The organism is Mesorhizobium sp. M4A.F.Ca.ET.022.05.2.1, from assembly GCF_003998845.1.
Taxonomy (GTDB): domain Bacteria; phylum Pseudomonadota; class Alphaproteobacteria; order Rhizobiales; family Rhizobiaceae; genus Mesorhizobium.
On the sequence record NZ_RZOJ01000106.1, the window covers coordinates 1 to 16,246 of the forward strand.

The window sequence follows — 16,246 nt, forward strand, 5'->3', positions numbered from 1 at the left end:
CATGATCATGGCGCTGTCGTCCGGTCTGTTCGCCGCGACCGCGCAAGGCACGGCGGTGGCGCTGGTCGATGACCATCACCGGGCGCGTGCCATTGCCGTCGTCGTCGGCGGCACCACGGTGGCGGTTGCAGTCGGCGCGCCGCTCGGTGCGCTTGTCGCGGCAGTGGCCGGCTGGCGTGGCACTTTCTTCGCCATCGCCGGACTTGGCGCGCTGGCCGGCGCGATCCTCTGGTACCGGCTGCCACGCGGCATCATCGGCACCAGGCTGCCGCTCCGGGCGCGTCTGGCGGCGGCGCTGCGGCCCGGCGTGATGCCGATCCTGCTGACGACCGCCCTAGCGCTGGTTGGCGCCTTCACCGTTTTCAGCTTCATTGCGCCGCTGGCCATCCAGAGCGGGGGCTTGAGCCCGCTGGCGCTGCCCGGAATGCTGCTCGCCTTCGGCGTCGGCGCCGTCATCGGCAACATTGCCGGCGGCCAGGCGGCCGACCGCTTCGGCGCGACGCGCACCGTCGCCTGGTCATTGGCGCTGAGCGCGGCGATGGTGGTTACCTTCTCGCTGATCCCGACCTTCCTGCCGCAGCATATCGCCGGGCCGGCGCTGATGGGCATGATGGTGCCGTGGGGCATCGTCGGCTGGGCGTTCCCGCCGGCGCAGGCCAGCCGCATCATCAAGCTGGCGCCGGACGCCGCGCCGATCGTGCTCTCGCTCAACGCCTCGGCGCTCTATCTCGGCGTGGCGCTGGGCGCGGTGGTCGGGAGTATGGTGCTGCGCTACGGCGTGCCGGCCGATCTCGGCCTTGTCGCGGCAGTGTTTCCGATCGTAGGCCTGGGTATCGTGCTGGCCGGCCGGGCATTGGCCCGCCCGGTCGCAATGCCGGCCGAGTAGCCGCTGCAAAGCTGGATTGGCGGCCGCTTATTCAGAGCGAAGGAGTGGCCGCCGGCATTTCCAGATCGAGATCAGCCACCGCGTCCAGCGCCGCGCGAAGCTTCGCCGCCTGCTCGGCGCCGACCTTGTCCTCGAAACGCTGCTGCGCCGCGCTCCACAGCCTGATCGCCTCGTCCAGCTTGACATTGCCCTGCGGCGTCAGCCGCACGCGCTTGACGCGGCGGTCGTCCTTGTCGGCGAAAGTCTCGACATAGCCGTCGCGGATCAGCGGCTTCAGCGTGTGCCCGAGCGCCGAGAGGTCCATGATCAGCGCCTCGGCGATGGTGCCCATCGCCGGCTCGCTGCCGACATGGATCTGAAAGAGCAGGCCGAACTGCGTGCCCTTCAAGCCCGATGGCGCCAGAGCGTCATCGTAGAAGCGCCCCAGCCTGCGCGCGGCGCGCCGCAGCGTCGCGTTGTTGCAGCGGCTGAATCCTGGCTTCTGGGTTCCGGTCATGTTCGCTCCTTGCCGGCGAAAAGCTGCGCCGGCCTGCCGCAGAAATAGTTTTCGCCGCCGCCGTTGACAAGATAGTGGCATATACCTACTTCGGTGAAAGTGGCATATGCCACTAATATTAAATCGGACATGTCGGCGAATGGCGTGATCGTCGTCGCCGAACTAGAGCGACACGAACAAGGGAACAGGACAATGAGCACGAAGGATAACAAGGGCACGGCCGTGATCACCGGCGCCTCGTCGGGCATCGGCGCGGTCTATGCCGACCGGCTGGCCGGGCAGGGCTACGATCTGGTGCTGGTGGCGCGGCGCGCCGACCGGCTGCAGGAAGTTGCGGACAGGCTGGCCTATGCCTATGGCAGCAAGGTTAAGACGATTGTCGCCGATCTTACCGACGACAGCGACCTGCGCCGGGTCGAGCAGGCGATCGCGGCCGACGAGAGCGTGACGCTGCTGGTCAACAATGCCGGCATGGGTGGGCTGCAAGTGATCGCCGAGGCCGATGCGGACTCCGCCGAGCGCATGATCAAGGTCAATGTCATCGCCTTGACGCGTTTGACCCGCGCGGTGCTGCCGGGCCTGCTTGCGCGCAACCGAGGCGCCATCGTCAACATCGCCTCAGTGGTCGCCTACGGCATCGCCGTCGGTGGCATCTACAGCGGCACCAAGGCCTATGTCGTCAACTTCACTGAAGCGTTGCAGAGCGAAGTCGCCGGCACCGAGGTGAGGGCACAGGTCGTGCTGCCCGGACCGATCCGCACCGAGTTCTGGGACGTGTCCGGGATCAGCCTCGACAGGATCAACCAGGACTGGGTGATGACGGCCGACGATCTGGTCGACGCGGCACTTGCCGGTTTTGCCCAGGGCGAGACCGTTACCGCGCCAGGCCTTGCCGACCCGGCCGGCTTGGATACATATCTCGGCGCCAGGGACCATTTCTACGGCAGCCTGTTCGCCGGCAAGCCGGCGGCACGCTACGCCATATAGTCCCCCTGCTGCTAGGCTGGCCGCCACATCTGCAGGATCGAGGCGGCCAGCAGCAGGCCAAGCGCAATGTTGAGCGCGCGCCACTGCCGCTCGGTCTTGAGCAGCCGTGCGAGCAGCGTGCCGGCCACGCACCACAGCGACAACGAGAAGGCCGCGGCAAGCCCGAACACCGCGCCGAGCAGCAGCGCCAGCTGTAGGGGGCCGTCGGCAACCGCCGCGAAGGATGCGGCGGCGCCCAGGCCCATCGCCCAACCCTTCGGGTTCATCCACTGAATGCCGGCGCCGCCGAGGAAGCTATTCGGCCTGGCCATGGACACGTCGAGGTTCGGCGGGCCGCTGCGGCCGATCTTGACCGCCAGCCAGATCAGATAGAGCGAGCCCGCGATCTTCATCGCCAGTTGCAGGGACGGGACGGCGGCGAGCAGGCCGGCGAGCCCGGCGGCACCCGCGGCCGCCACAGTAGCCAGGCCGGCGGCGCTGCCGGCCATCAGCGGCACGGATCGGCGAAAGCCGAACTGCGCGCCGGAGGCCGTCGACAGGGTCGTGGCAATGCCCGGCGTCGAGGTGGAGATGAGAGCGAACAGGGCGAGTGGAAGGATGGTTTTGAACATGCAGGCTCCTTTCGCGGGAACCTGCATGCTAAGTCTGGTAGTTCATTAGTAAATGTAATGTTTGTTATGGATGATATTAGAGTCTATAATGACACGATGATCCGCAATCTCGACACTGCTTTAATCCGGACGTTCGTCACCGCGGCCGACAGAGCCAGCATGACGGCGGCGGCCAATGCGCTCAACCTTACGCAAGGCGCCGTCAGCCAGCAGATCAAGCGGCTGGAGGACGTTCTCGACTGCAGCCTGTTCGAGCGCGACCGGCGCGGCTTGCGGCTGACCAGGGCAGGCGAGCGGCTGTTCGGCAAGGGCAGGCGGCTGCTCTCGCTCAATGACGAGATCTGGGCCGAGATTGCCGGCAGCGCGGTTGCGGGGAAGGTCAGGCTCGGCGTGGCCTACGATCTTGTCGGCACCTTGCTCGCGCCGGTGCTCAAGGCCTATGCCGATACCTATCCGCAGGTCGAGATTTCGCTCCATTGCGCCGCCTCGCCGGAGCTTGCGGCGGCGCTCGCGGCCGGCATGATCGATCTCGCCGTCATCGAGGAACGGGTCGGTCCGTCCGCCGGCGAATGCCTGGCGGTCGACCGGCTGGTCTGGGTCGGCGCCAGGGGCGGCGCCGCGCACCGCAAGCGCCCGTTGCCGGTGTCGATGGTCGCCGACACATGCGCCTTCCGCCCGGCGGTGCTTTCAGCGCTCAGCGAGCAGGGGCTGGAATGGCGCACGGTGTTCGAGAACGGCAACATCGACGCGACGACGGCAACGGTGCGGGCGGACCTTGCAGTCACCACCTGGCTGGCATCGACCGTGCCGGCGGACCTCGACATCCTGCCTTCCGGCCCTGACCTTCCGGCGCTGCCGAATTTCGCTATCAACCTGCATCTGCCGAAATACGGCACCGAGCCCGCTGCGCGAGAGTTTGCGCGACACATCCGCGACGGGCTGGCGCGGCGGCAGGTGGCGGCTTGAGACCTGGAAGAACTTGGGTTCCTCTCCCACGTCGATCGGGGGAGAGGTGTCGAGCGAAGCTCGACGGAGCGGGGGTCGACCCGGCTCGAGCGTTTTTACTTCAAGCCGAGGCGATGCTTCGCCCTGATTGAGGCCCGTGGCGAGTTGTCAGCGGCGGTGCATTTGAGGACCGACTTCCCCCGCTCCGTCGCTGCTCCGCAGCTCCACCTCTCCCACTCCGGAGGGAGGCCGCCCCGCTACTTCCAGTTCATGCGCCGCTCGAGCTCGGCGTCGGACGGCTTGTCCTGCGCGAATGATCCGGTCCTGATCTCGCCGCCCCGCTCGTAGGTCGCCATGATGACGCCGGTGGTGGTGGCCTGCGACTTGGTGAGCTTGAAGGCGGCCGGCATCGCGCCGTCGTCGAACAGCCGCTTGCCCTTGCCCAGCAACAGCGGGAAGATCATCAACCTGATCTCGTCGATCAGCCCGTGGGCAAGCAGGGTCTGGATCAGACTGCCCGATCCCTGGATGAGCAGGTCAGGTCCGTCGTCCTGCTTGAGGCGGCGCAACGTCGCGACGATATCTTCCCCAAGCCATTGCGTGTTCTGCCAGGTGAGCGAATCCGGCCGATGCGTCGCCACATATTTGGTCGCAGGGTTGAAGGCATCCGCGATCGAGTCCTTCTGATACGGCCAGTAGGCGGCGAAGATGTCGTAGGTTCTGCGGCCGAGCAGCAGGGCGAACGGCTTGGAGAACAGTTCATCCAGGGCCGCGCCCGCCACCTCGTCGAAGTAATGGAACGTCCAGCCGCCGAACTTGAAGCCGCCGACCGGGTCCTCCTCCGGACCGCCGGGCGCCTGCATGACGCCGTCGAGGCTGACGAACGTGGCGGCGATGATCTTCCTCATTGGAACTCTCCCTTTTCGTGGTCCGCGCCGTCGGGCCGGATTTCGGCCTTAGGACGCATGGACAGGCGACGGCTCGACAGCGGCCGCAAAAATATCTACCGCAGCGCGCTCATCCCCCTGCCGCGGCCGACGCCGTGCGACGAGAACCAAACCTCGCCGATGATTGCCGTGGCAGTGCGGTCCGGCGCCTTGTCGCTGATCAGCCAGATCGAACGGCTGCGCGCCGCCTTCTCGCGATCGGGGATTTTCGCAGAGGGGTCCGGGGTCGATGCGCCGACGCAAGGGATAAACCACGAGCCCATGAACGGTTGGCAGGCGAAGCCGAATTCCGTGCTGGTCACCAGCACGGCCAGCGCAACGCGTTCGGCGGGACGCCATGGGAAGACCATGCGGCCTCCCGGCTTCAGCGCCTTCAGCCAGGCGGCCGGAGGCGCTGCCACGCCGGCATTGACATAGATGATGTCGGACGCAGGCAGCGGGCTAGTGACGGCATTGCCATGGATGACGGCCACATTCTCATAGGCCGTGAGGTTCTGCTCGGCGCTGGCGGCAAGTGCTGCGTCAAGCTCGAAGGCGGTGACCGGGCCGGGCGCGACCAGCTTCGCCAGCAGCGCCGTGTAGTAGCCAGTGCCGGCGCCGATATGGGTGACGGCCTCGCCTGGCCTGGGCGCGATCCGGCCGAACCACATTGCGTGCAGGCAGGGTTCGCCATTGTTGATGCCCTTGTCGGCGTCGAGCGTCACCAGCACGTTCTGGTAGATGTGGGCGGGATCGGCGCTCGGCGTCTTAACCCTGCCGTCGCCGGCGATGATGGTCCACGGTCCGGGACCAAGGAAGGCCTCGCGCGGAACGGTGGCGAAAGCTTCCCCGAGGCGCGGATCAGCCGAGCCGGCATGAGCGGCCATCAGTCGGGCGTAGAATTCGCGGGCCTCAGCGGTTCCGGTCATGATGGCTAAAGAAGATAGCGCGGCCCGCGATTTTGTCGCGGTGCCGCGCGTTCAATGCGTGTCACGCCAGGAGGGAATTAAGCGACAGGGTTTGAGTTTCCTGCTTCATGCATGCCGTTGTCCCAAAACCGCAGCGCACTTTTGGGCGACATGCATTGTTCTCAGCCGAAGCCGGCGATGGTGTCGTAGAGCAGCTTGAAATTGAGCACCAGGATGATGGCGGCGACCACCCAGGCGAGCAGGGCGACGGCGCGCGGGATGGCGAAATTGCCCATCTTCTTCTTGTCGGAGACAAACTGCACCAAAGGGATGACCGCGAAGGGCAGCTGCATCGACAGGATCACCTGGCTGAACACCAGCAGCTGGCCGGTGCCCCTCTCGCCGTAGAGCGCGGTGACGATCACCACCGGCACGATGGCGATGCCGCGGGTCAGCAGGCGGCGTGCCCATTGCGGGATGCGCAGGCGCAGGAAGCCCTCCATGACGATCTGGCCGGCAAGCGTCGCGGTGACCGTGGAGTTGAGGCCGGAGGCGAGCAGAGCCACGGCGAACAGGATCGAGGCGATGCCGAGGCCGAGCAGCGGCGATAGGAGCTCGAAGGCCTGGCCGATCTCGGCGACGTCCTGGTGGCCGGTGCCGTGGAAGGCCACCGCCGAGACGATCAAGATAGAGGCGTTGACGAACAGCGCCAGGATCAGCGCGATGGTCGAGTCCATGGTCGCCCACTTGATCGCGTCGCGCCTGCCCCGGTCGGTGCGCTCATAGGCACGGGTCTGAACGATCGAGGAGTGCAAATAGAGATTGTGCGGCATGACGGTGGCGCCGATGATGCCGATGGCGATGTAGAGCATCGCCGGGTTGGTGACGATCTGAGACGACGGCACGAACATCGAATGCAGGATCGAGCCGACCGGCGGAGCGGCGGCGAAGATCTGGATGGCAAAACAGCCGAAGATGATGATCAGCAGCGCGATGACGAAGGCCTCGAGGTAGCGGAAGCCCCTGTTCATCAGCATGAGCACCAGGAAGGCATCGAGAGCGGTGAGCATGGCGCCGCCGATCAGCGGAATGCCGAACAGCAGCTGCAGCGCGATCGCCGTGCCGATGACCTCGGCCAGGTCGCAGGCGATGATGGCCAACTCGCAGGCGATCCACAGCAGGAAGTTGACGGAGCGCGGATAGTGCGCGCGGCAGGCCTGGGCGAGGTCGCGGCCGGTGGCGATGCCAAGCCGGGCGGCAAGCGCCTGCAGCAGGATCGCCATCAGGTTCGACAGCATGATGATGAACAGCAGTGTGTAGCCGAACTGGGCGCCACCGGCGAGGTCGGTCGCCCAGTTGCCCGGATCCATATAGCCGACGGAAACCATGTAGCCCGGGCCCATGAAGGCGAACAGGCGGCGAAACCAGATGCCGGTCTGCGGCACGGTGATGGAGGCGTTGACCTCGCGCAGACTGGGCTGTTCATCCTCGTCGGGCCGGGCAAAACGCCACGCGGGTCTGGATACGGCTGCTGCGTCGGACATCAGGGATTTTCCGCTGAAAAGGGTCGAGGATGTTCCCTATCTATGCCATGGCTCAACATTATGCAATAGGCTATATTTCATTGTTTATGCTTTTGCGACGACGCCAAGTGACAGGGGCAACCGGGTGCGGACCCCGTTGCGCCTGGGGTGGAATGCAAATAAACGGCCAGATAGTCGGGGTCCGTGCTATGACTACGGACCCGATTCAACGTCGCGGGCACTTGGCTCGCGGTTAGCGTGGAGGAGCGCGCATTGGCGCTGAGGAACAGACCGGTTCGACGCGAAGAGCCGCTTCCGGACGCCGATGTCCATTCGGCGGGCTTCCGGCAGACGCGCGAAGCGCGCCGCAGCGCCCTCGTCGAGGACTATGTCGAGCTGATCGCCGACCTGATCGAGGACGGCAACGAGGCACGGCAGGTCGACATCGCCGCCAGGCTCGGCGTCGCCCAGCCGACGGTGGCGAAGATGCTGACCAGGCTCTGCGCCGACGGTCTGGTTTCGCGAAAGCCCTATCGCGGCGTGTTCCTGACCGAGGCCGGCCGCAAGGTGGCGGAGGAAAGCCGCATCCGCCACCAGACGGTGGAAGCCTTCCTGCGCTCGCTCGGGGTCAGCGCCGAGACAGCGCGCATCGACGCCGAGGGCATCGAGCACCATGTCAGCGCCGAGACGCTCGAGGCTTTCCGCAAGGCGATGATCGCGACGCGCTGAGCCTCGCCAGCCGCCGCCCTCCGAGGCCGAATCCTCCGGAACCCAGTTACGTCCAGAGCGTTGCTCTTCGGCGCGATAGCCGCGCCAGGGAGGAAGAGATGGGCGTAGAACAGGCACCGACCGCAAAAGGCAAACAGGCCGCAAAGGGACTGAGACGGGCGGCGGCAAAGGACGAGCGCAAGACGGAAGCCGAGACCGGCCGGCCGCTGCAGAAGGGCGCGGCGCGCTTCGAGGAGCGCTCGAAAAGTTCCGACGGCAAGAGCGCCGGCAGCAAGCAGAAGCCTTGACGCTGCAGGCTGGCGGCGTTCACTCCTCGGTATCCTGCACCCAGCTGCGCGGGTGGCCGTCGACGCGGAACTGGAAGATGAAATAGGGCGGGATGCAGGTGCCCTTGCCGGGCTTGGCCTCGGCCAGGTCTTCATAGCCGGCGGTGCAGATATAGTCCTCGCGGCAGGGATGTGTTTTGTCACAGGCGCGCAGGCCGGCGGTCTTGGTGAACTCCCTGGTGCAATATTTGTGGTCCTTGCCGGACCCGATGCAATCGTTGAAGCCGGTCTTGGCGAGCCGCCCGCAGCTCGCCTCCTCGGGCAGCTTGTCGCAGCTCGCCTTGCGCAGCATGCCGCCGGGAAAGCCGCCGGTCTTCTGCTCGGGGTTGTCGTAGCGCTGGCGCGCCGCGCCGTAGCCGGCAAGCTTGATCGGCGGTTTCTTGTCCCTTGCCGGATCGATGGCGCAGGCTTTCGCCGTCGCCGGCGACAGGCGACAATACTGGTCGCTGCCCCATTTCGACATTTTGATCTCGCCGAACTCCACGGGATCGCCGACCGCAGTACCGGCCTCGCTGACGCAAGTGCCGAAGCCCGGATGGATGGCGCTTTCGTGGACGCCGGCGCAGCGCAGGCCTTCGCCGCAGCTCCAGTCCTTGAAGCTTTCATCCGTGCCGCGATAGCAGATCGAGCCCCAGCCATTGTAGAGATCGGTGCCCTTCAGCACCTCGGCGAACTTCGCGTCCGGACGGGCGGCGAAGCCTCTGCTGAAATCGGGATGCTGGCCGGCGGCGAACTGCTCGACGATGGCGAGGCGACGCGGCAGGTCGGCGAAGAAGACCGCCGAGCCCGGCACGAAGACGGCGTTGCGGCGTGGCTCGCTGGCCGGATCGGCGCCGGTGTAGTGGAAGCCGGCAATGCCGTGGGTCTGGTGGCAGCCGGTGCAGCTCATCTCGTTGAGGCGCAGATTGAAGCCGGCCACTGACTTTATGGTGCGCAGCGCGTTGCCGCTGGCGACATAGTCCTTCAGCGCCTTGTCGACCGCGGCATCGTCGAGCAAGCCATAAGCGATGTTGTTTTGCGAGCGCGCCATGCCGCCCGGAGCCACGGAGACGGCGCTGGTTGCCAGGAACCTCTCGTCGATGACCAGCCGGCCGCGGTCGAGATCGTAGATGTTGCGGTCGGTAAGCAGCCATTTGGCGAAGGCCTGCCTGTCGGTCAGCACCGTCTTGCGGTCGATCTGGTTCTCCATCCGCGATTCCTGGAAGGTGGCGGTGGCCGGATCCCATTTGAATATCTTCAGCAGATATTCGGCATGGCCGCCGAAATCGCGGCGGGTCGAGGCCGACAGGCGCAGCACCTGCATGTTGAGCTCGAGCCGCATGATCTGCGAGGAATTGAGCATGGCGCCTGACAGCGGGCCTTCCTCGGAGCGCAGCCAGGCCGCAAGCTGCTCGGGCGCAAGGTCCTTCCCGCCGGCCGCCAGCCAGCGCCTGGCGACGTCGGCGCAGGACCCATCGGCGGCGCGCGGGCGATCCTTGGAGGCGCGCCCCGTCGCGGCCGTCGGCTTGGCGTTGAAGACCAGGCTCATCGTCAGCGGCAGGCGCGAGGAGACACGCTCTCCGGGCTTTTCCTCGACCGAATAGTGGAAACGGTAGATCAGCCGGATCTCGCCGCATTCGGTGTGGCCGAGATAGCCGCGATCCATGCGGTTGACGACGCCGGTGAGGTCCAGCGTCGAGCCGTTGTCGTCGATGTATTTCGGATTGAACTTCTGGCTTGTGTCCTTGGACTTCGCCAATCCGGCAACATAGGGATCTGGGCTTGCCGCCGGCTCGTCGGCGATCTCATGCTTGACGGCATTGCGCACCGGCGTCAGCGCGCGCACCGAAAACAGGCCGCGATTGTCGACATCGCGTGTCAGCCCGATCGCCGGCCCGAGCAAGCGGCTGATCGACAGACCGCCGCGCTCAAGCGCCTGCAGGGTCGCGGGATCGGTGACGGCGACGCTGGAATCGAGCGTGGCGGCAGGCGCCGCCCCAGCGCCGAAACCGGCCAACACCAGCAGAAACAGGAAACGGCCGATCGTCCGCAAGCGCCCCTCGCATCCCTTGTCCGGGCGCCATGCTACAGGCCTTGTCCGGTCTCGGCCATAGTTCTCGAGCCGCTCATTCCAGCACCGGTTGCAAGCGAAAAATGCTGTGACTTGCTGCAACCATTGGGATAATTGTTGGTTGGGTCTGATTGGCACCAGGATGCCGGCCTGGCCGTTTGGAAATTCGCATCGCGAGGAGTTGCCATGCTCTGGAGAGGCCGTCGTCAGAGTGACAACGTCGAGGACGAGCGCAGCGACACCGGTGGCGGCGGCGGATTCGGCGGCGGCAGCCCCGGCCAGTTCCGCATTCCGATCGGTGGGCGCGCCGGCGGCGGTTCCAGCCTCTTCATCGTCATCCTGGTTGTGCTGGCCGGATGGTATTTCGGCTTCGATCCGTCACAGATACTGGGCGGCGGCGACAGTGGCGGCCAGATCACCGACGACAGCGGCAGCGAAGGCAGCGGAGGAGAGCCGGCTTCCGACGAGATGAAGCAGTTCGTCTCGACCGTGCTCGCCGAAACCGAGGACACTTGGAAAGGCATCTTCCAGGCCAATGGCCGGACCTATGAGGATCCGAAGCTGGTGCTGTTCAGCAGCCAGATCCGCTCGGCCTGCGGCTTCGCCTCGGCTGCGGCCGGACCGTTCTATTGTCCCGGCGACCACAAGGTCTACCTCGACATGACTTTCTTCCAGCAGCTCGACCAGCAGTTCGGCGCTTCCGGCGAATTTGCCCGGGCCTATGTGATCGCGCATGAGGTCGGCCACCATGTGCAGAATCTCACCGGCATCCTGCCCAAATTCAACAAGATGCGGCAGGGGATGAGCGAGGCCGACGCCAACCACATGTCGATGCAGGTGGAGTTGCAGGCCGACTGCTTCGCCGGTGTCTGGGCGCATTACACCGCGCAGAAGGGCATTCTCGAACAGGGCGACATCGAGAGCGCTCTCAATGCCGCCAAGCAGATCGGCGACGACACGCTTCAAAAGAAGATGCAGGGCTACGTCGTGCCGGAAAGCTTCAACCACGGCACCTCGCAGCAGCGTCAGACCTGGCTGGCGCGCGGCTACAAGAGCGGCAAGCTTTCGGACTGCGACACGTTCAACAACCCAATTTGAGGCGACATCCGCTTCGTTCCGCGCGATCAAGGATCGGCCACCACGGCAACTGATGTCAGGATGAGGCAGTTGCTGTCGTTCCCTTATTGTTCTTGGCGGCGGGCTCGCCTATAAGGTGCACCCGCCTTTGCTGCTAGGCGGCCGAGGAGCTTGACGCCATCATGATCGACCCGAAAACCGCCAGGCGGGGCCTTGCGCTCGTTTTCACGACGCTGCTGCTCGACATTATCGGCTTCGGCATCATCATGCCGGTGCTGCCGGCCTATCTGCAGGAACTGACCGGTGTCGGCGTCAGCGAGGCGGCGATCGAGGGCGGCTGGCTGTTCTTCGTCTATGCGGCGATGCAGTTCTTCTTCGCGCCCGTCATTGGCGGCTTGAGCGACCGGTTCGGACGGCGGCCGATCCTGCTCGCCTCCGTGCTCACCTTCTCCATCGACAATCTGATTTGCGCCGTCGCCTGGTCCTATCCGATGCTGTTCATCGGGCGCGTGCTGGCCGGCATCTCGGGCGCCAGTTATTCGACGACATCGGCCTTCATCGCCGACATCTCGACCGACGAGAACCGGGCGAAGAATTTCGGCCTGCTCGGCATCGCCTTCGGCGTCGGCTTCGTCATCGGGCCGGTGCTGGGCGGCCTGCTCGGCACGTTCGGTCCGCGCGTGCCCTTCTATTTCGCCGCCGGGCTTGCCTTGGTGAACTTCGTGATCGCGCTGTTCCTGCTGCCGGAGACGCTCGACGACAAGCATCGCCGCCGCTTCGAGTGGAAACGCGCCAACCCGGTCGGCACGCTCATCCAGATGCGCAACTATCAAGGCATCGGCTGGATCGGCCTGGTCTTCTTCCTGATGACGCTCGGGCATATGATGTACCCGGCGGTGTGGTCGTTCGTGTCCAATTATCGCTATGGCTGGAGCGAGCAGCAGATCGGCTTCTCGCTCGGCGCCTTCGGCCTGTGTGGGGCAATCGTCATGGCGACGGTGCTGCCGCGCGTCATTCCAAAGCTCGGCGAGTGGAAGACGGCGGCGATCGGCCTCACCTTCACCGCGCTAAGCGCCTTCGGCTACGCCTTCGCCTCGCAGGGCTGGATGATCTATGCGGTGATCGTCGTCGGCTGCCTGGAGGCGCTGGCCGACCCGCCGCTGAGAAGCCTCGCCGCCGCCAAGGTGCCGCCTTCAGCGCAGGGCGAACTGCAGGGGGCGATGACGTCGATCTTCTCGATCACCTCGATCATCACACCGCTGCTCTACACGGGGATCTTTTCCTGGTTCACCGGGCCGAGCGCGCCGGTCGTGTTCGGCGGCGCACCCTATCTGCTGGGTGCGGTCTTCCTCACCCTGGCGGTGATCGTCTTCGTCACGAAAGTCGCCAAGCCGACGCCGAAGGAGGTCGAGCGCATGCACGCGCAGGAGGCCGTGACCGATCCGGCTTGAGGCGTGTTGGTATTCAGGTGATGCCGGCCTGCAAATAGCGGTTTCCTGCGCTTCCGGTGCTCACGTACTTCAAGTACGCTCCGCTCCGGTTCTCGGAAACCGCCATTTTCGACTCGGCCTGACCTGAATCTCAACACGCCTTGGGTCGCTAGGCGCGCTCGGCCAGCAATTCTTCGCCACGCTTCTCGCGGATGAGGTTGACGAAGCGGCGGAACAGATAGTGCGAATCCTGCGGGCCGGGCGAGGCCTCGGGGTGATGCTGGACCGAGAACACCGGACGGCCGGTGAGCGCGATACCGCAGTTCGAGCCGTCGAACAGCGAGACATGGGTCTCCTCCACGCCTTCCGGCAGCGAGTCGGCGTCGACCGCGAAACCATGGTTCATCGAGACGATCTCGACCTTGCCGGTGGTGTGGTCCTTGACCGGATGGTTGGCGCCGTGATGGCCCTGATGCATCTTGGCGGTCCTGCCGCCCAGCGCCAGCGCCAGCATCTGGTGGCCAAGGCAAATGCCGAACACCGGGATTTCGGTCTTGAGCAGGTCCTGGATCACAGGCACCGCGTAGTCGCCGGTGGCTTCCGGATCGCCGGGACCGTTGGAGAGGAAGATGCCGTCCGGCTTCATGGCGAGGATTTCCTCCGCGCCGGTCTTGGCCGGCACGACGGTGACCTTGGCGCCGAGGCCGGCGAGCAGGCGCAGGATGTTGCGCTTGACGCCGTAGTCAATGGCGACGACATGCAGCGACGGCTTGTCCTGTTCGCCAAAGCCTTCGTTCCAGACCCAGGGCGTCTCGCGCCAGACGGAGGATTGGCCCGAGGTGACGTCCTTGGCGAGGTCGAGGCCGATCAAGCCCGACCAGGCGGCGGCGCGCCGCTTCAGATCGTCGAGGTCGAAGACGCCGTCCGGCGCATGCGCGATGACGGCGTTGGGCATGCCTTTCTCGCGAATAAGCGCGGTCAGCGCGCGCGTGTCTATGCCCGTGAGCGCGACGATGCCGCGCTTCTTCAGCCACTGGTCGAGATGGCCGGCGGCGCGGTAGTTGGACGGGTTGGTGACATCGGCCTTGAACACGGCGCCGACGGCGCCGGCGCGGGCGACCGGGTTGAGGTCCTCGATGTCCTCGTCATTGGTGCCGATATTGCCGATATGCGGGAAGGTGAAGGTGACGATCTGGCCAGCATAGGAGGGATCGGTGAGGATCTCCTGGTAGCCGGTAAGCGCGGTGTTGAAGCAGACTTCGGCGACCGCCGATCCGGTGGCGCCAAGGCCGCGGCCTTCGATGACGGTACCGTCGGCAAGCACCAAAAGCGCAGTCGGCTTTTCGGTATTCCAGGGGGCAGTCATCGTCGCCATGGCGGCACTCCTGTCAACCTGCGCGCTTCGGATCCATTCGCGCAGCAAACGGCGCGAAGCAGCGATTTCTCCGGCTTCCGCGCGTCAATTCATTGTCTCATGCAGGACCGAGTACATAGGCGAAGGCGCAAGAGTGGTCAATGAGGAGGCCGCAAACCGGCCTGAATCTGTTTCGTCAAGCAATATCAGTGGCTTGCTGGGATTTGCCTTACGGGTTCGGCAAAGCTATTGTCCGCCGCGTTCGAAGGAGAAGCACGATGCGCGAAAAAATCGCCGAATCCCTGAAGAGCGCGATGAAGGCGCAGGACAAGCACCGCTTGCCCACCCTGCGGCTGATCCAGGCCGCCATCCACGACCGTGACATCGCCAATCGCGGCGCCGGCAAGCCGGCCGCGAGCGAAGAAGAGATCCTGCAGATCCTGGCCAAGATGGTGAAGCAGCGCGAGGAATCGGCCAAGGCTTTCGAGGACGGCAAGCGGCCGGAGCTCGCGGCGCAGGAGCGTGGCGAGATGGAGATCATCCGCGGCTTCCTGCCGACGCAGCTCGACGATGCGGCCGTTACCGCCGCGGCACGCGCGGCGATCGCGGCGATGGGCGCCGCCAGCCAGAAGGACATGGGCAAGGTGATCGGCGTGCTCAAGCAGAAGTACGCCGGCCAGATGGACTTCGCCAAGGCAAGCGCGATCGTAAAAGGACTGCTGCAGTAATCTGCGCTTGCCCACTTCATGGGTGCGGCGGGCTCATGAGCCCTTGCAGATTGGCAGCGCCTGTGGCGGCGGTGCCGGATGGTCCTTCTTGTACTGGGCAATGATCGGCTCGAGGGTCGTCCTCGGCCAGAATTTCGGCGTGCCGATCTCCTTCAGACAGGATGCGTTCCAGTAGGAGCTCGAAGCGGAATGGCCGCTCGCCGCGGCGGCGATGTCGCGCGATTCCGGATAGATGTAGAGCGTCGTCGGGTTGCCCTTGACCATCGCGATGAGCTGCGTGGCATCGGCCGCCGACCAGCTGGTGCAGCCATTGCTGCGGCCGCCGGCATAGTCCACCAGCTTGCCGAACGGCACCATGCCTTCATGGTCGGCGTAAGAACTGTTCGGGTTTTTGCGCAGGCACATGCCGCGCAGCACCTGGGCCGCGTGGCCGCCAATAACACGCTGCCTGGCATTGGCGGCTTCGCCTTCGCCATCGAACTGGATGAAGGTGCGCAGGAAAGCGGTGTCCTGTTTTGCGCCGGTGCGATAGAAGCTTTTGAATGAGGTTTTCGCCTCGCGGGTCATATAGGCGCCACCGGCGGTCAATTCCGAATCCATCGCATTGCCGAAGTTCTTGGCGCATCGCCTGCCGTTTGAGAAATTGACGTTGCCTTTCAGGTTGCGGCCGCCGCCGTGGCCCGACGAGATCGCGCGAAACGACTGGCTGGCTTCGCAGATGATGTAGTAGCGGCGCCCCAGCACGCCATTGCCGAGATCGCCGGGACGCGTCGCATCCATGGCGAAGTAGCAGGGGTTCTTGACGGCGCCGGCGGCCACTTTTTTCAGGTAAAGCGCGCGCGCCCGCTCCAGGACGACCGCTGCGATCTGACCATCGCCCTCGCCAACATGGGCGTGCAGCCAGGCCGGAATGTTGGACGGTTGCAGGGCGGCGAAGGATCGCGCCGATACCGTCACGGCGACGACAGTGGCCAGGAGGCCGAGGATAGCGACACCCAGCGGGACATATCTCAATCGCATAGTTCCCCCCATCAACGCAGTGTCTCAGCGGTGAATCACCACGAGCCAATCATAAAAGGCCTCGCGCCAATCTGCGAAACACTTCTAGTTTAGCTGCCCACCCCAAAGCCGGAATACATCATGGTTGAAATCGTCAAACCAGCGCTCGAACATCTGCCGTCCTACAAGGCGGCGCTGGAGCGCGGCTGGTCGCCGGACAATGTGCGGCTTGAGGAAGCGACCCGCGAACAGCTTGCGGCAATAGAGGAAG

General features: G+C 65.1%; 16 protein-coding genes and 1 pseudogene. 9 read left to right on the forward strand and 8 right to left on the reverse strand.

Translation table 11 applies throughout. The features are described 5' to 3' along the window. A partial coding sequence (locus tag EN745_RS14230; RefSeq protein WP_145992028.1) for an MFS transporter occupies nt 1–886 on the forward strand: 886 nt, incomplete at its 5' end. A gap of 31 nt (nt 887–917) precedes the next feature. On the opposite strand, the gene EN745_RS14235 is transcribed toward EN745_RS14230, so the two are convergent. Then, on the reverse strand, nt 918–1,382 hold the full coding sequence (locus tag EN745_RS14235; protein ID WP_127421554.1) for a MarR family winged helix-turn-helix transcriptional regulator: 465 nt from the start codon (nt 1,380–1,382) through the stop codon (nt 918–920). 192 nt (nt 1,383–1,574) lie between these two features. Between EN745_RS14235 and EN745_RS14240 the strand changes: the two genes are divergently transcribed. Continuing rightward, nucleotides 1,575–2,369 carry an SDR family oxidoreductase gene (locus EN745_RS14240; protein WP_127421555.1) on the forward strand — a complete coding sequence of 265 codons (795 nt, stop codon included), beginning with the start codon at nt 1,575–1,577 and terminating at the stop codon, nt 2,367–2,369. Between the two features lie 11 nt (nt 2,370–2,380). Here the strand turns inward: EN745_RS14240 and EN745_RS14245 are convergent, their stop codons facing one another. After that, on the reverse strand, nt 2,381–2,980 hold the full coding sequence (locus tag EN745_RS14245; RefSeq protein ID WP_127421556.1) for a LysE family translocator: 600 nt from the start codon (nt 2,978–2,980) through the stop codon (nt 2,381–2,383). A gap of 66 nt (nt 2,981–3,046) precedes the next feature. On the opposite strand from EN745_RS14245, the gene EN745_RS14250 reads away from it, so the two are divergent. Next, nucleotides 3,047–3,946, forward strand: a complete 900-nt coding sequence (locus tag EN745_RS14250) for a LysR substrate-binding domain-containing protein (RefSeq protein ID WP_245487722.1) — start codon at nt 3,047–3,049, stop codon at nt 3,944–3,946. 236 nt (nt 3,947–4,182) lie between these two features. Here EN745_RS14250 and EN745_RS14255 read toward each other — a convergent pair whose 3' ends face one another. The 3 genes from EN745_RS14255 to EN745_RS14265 all read right to left on the reverse strand — a co-directional run bounded on the left by EN745_RS14255 (nt 4,183) and on the right by EN745_RS14265 (nt 7,303). Further along, nucleotides 4,183–4,833, reverse strand: a complete 651-nt coding sequence (locus EN745_RS14255) for a dihydrofolate reductase family protein (protein WP_126058774.1) — start codon at nt 4,831–4,833, stop codon at nt 4,183–4,185. Between the two features lie 95 nt (nt 4,834–4,928). After that, the gene (locus EN745_RS14260; protein WP_126058775.1) at nt 4,929–5,780 is read right to left on the reverse strand and encodes a protein-L-isoaspartate O-methyltransferase; all 852 of its coding nucleotides are present in this window, start codon (nt 5,778–5,780) and stop codon (nt 4,929–4,931) included. A 161-nt stretch (nt 5,781–5,941) separates the two neighbouring features. Beyond that, the gene (locus tag EN745_RS14265) at nt 5,942–7,303 is read right to left on the reverse strand and encodes an Nramp family divalent metal transporter (RefSeq protein ID WP_127421557.1); all 1,362 of its coding nucleotides are present in this window, start codon (nt 7,301–7,303) and stop codon (nt 5,942–5,944) included. A gap of 252 nt (nt 7,304–7,555) precedes the next feature. On the opposite strand from EN745_RS14265, the gene mntR reads away from it, so the two are divergent. Together mntR and EN745_RS14275 are read left to right on the forward strand one after the other, a co-directional pair. Further along, entirely contained in the window at nt 7,556–8,011 is a 456-nt protein-coding gene (gene mntR / locus EN745_RS14270; RefSeq protein WP_127421558.1) for a manganese-binding transcriptional regulator MntR, read from the forward strand. 98 nt (nt 8,012–8,109) lie between these two features. Further along, nucleotides 8,110–8,298, forward strand: coding sequence for a hypothetical protein (locus EN745_RS14275; RefSeq protein WP_126058778.1), 189 nt, complete (start codon nt 8,110–8,112; stop codon nt 8,296–8,298). Between the two features lie 19 nt (nt 8,299–8,317). Here EN745_RS14275 and EN745_RS14280 read toward each other — a convergent pair whose 3' ends face one another. Continuing rightward, nucleotides 8,318–10,369 carry a hypothetical protein gene (locus tag EN745_RS14280; RefSeq protein WP_127421559.1) on the reverse strand — a complete coding sequence of 684 codons (2,052 nt, stop codon included), beginning with the start codon at nt 10,367–10,369 and terminating at the stop codon, nt 8,318–8,320. Between the two features lie 204 nt (nt 10,370–10,573). Between EN745_RS14280 and EN745_RS14285 the strand changes: the two genes are divergently transcribed. Together EN745_RS14285 and EN745_RS14290 are read left to right on the forward strand one after the other, a co-directional pair. Further along, complete coding sequence (locus EN745_RS14285) at nt 10,574–11,485, forward strand: neutral zinc metallopeptidase (RefSeq protein WP_127421560.1); 912 nt, start codon at nt 10,574–10,576, stop codon at nt 11,483–11,485. A gap of 161 nt (nt 11,486–11,646) precedes the next feature. Continuing rightward, nucleotides 11,647–12,915: a TCR/Tet family MFS transporter gene (locus EN745_RS14290; protein ID WP_127421561.1), complete on the forward strand. Its 1,269-nt coding sequence runs from the start codon at nt 11,647–11,649 to the stop codon at nt 12,913–12,915. A 148-nt stretch (nt 12,916–13,063) separates the two neighbouring features. On the opposite strand, the gene carA is transcribed toward EN745_RS14290, so the two are convergent. Then, entirely contained in the window at nt 13,064–14,269 is a 1,206-nt protein-coding gene (carA, locus tag EN745_RS14295; RefSeq protein WP_126058782.1) for a glutamine-hydrolyzing carbamoyl-phosphate synthase small subunit, read from the reverse strand. A gap of 257 nt (nt 14,270–14,526) precedes the next feature. On the opposite strand from carA, the gene EN745_RS14300 reads away from it, so the two are divergent. After that, on the forward strand, nt 14,527–14,976 hold the full coding sequence (locus EN745_RS14300; protein WP_126058783.1) for a GatB/YqeY domain-containing protein: 450 nt from the start codon (nt 14,527–14,529) through the stop codon (nt 14,974–14,976). Nucleotides 14,977–15,009: 33 nt separating this feature from the next. On the opposite strand, the gene EN745_RS14305 is transcribed toward EN745_RS14300, so the two are convergent. Beyond that, a complete protein-coding gene (locus EN745_RS14305) occupies nt 15,010–15,996 on the reverse strand; it encodes a hypothetical protein (RefSeq protein ID WP_127421562.1) in 987 nt (328 codons plus the stop codon). A 120-nt stretch (nt 15,997–16,116) separates the two neighbouring features. Between EN745_RS14305 and EN745_RS37000 the strand changes: the two are divergent. Next, a pseudogene (locus tag EN745_RS37000) lies at nt 16,117–16,246 on the forward strand (GNAT family N-acetyltransferase); the annotation flags it as partial.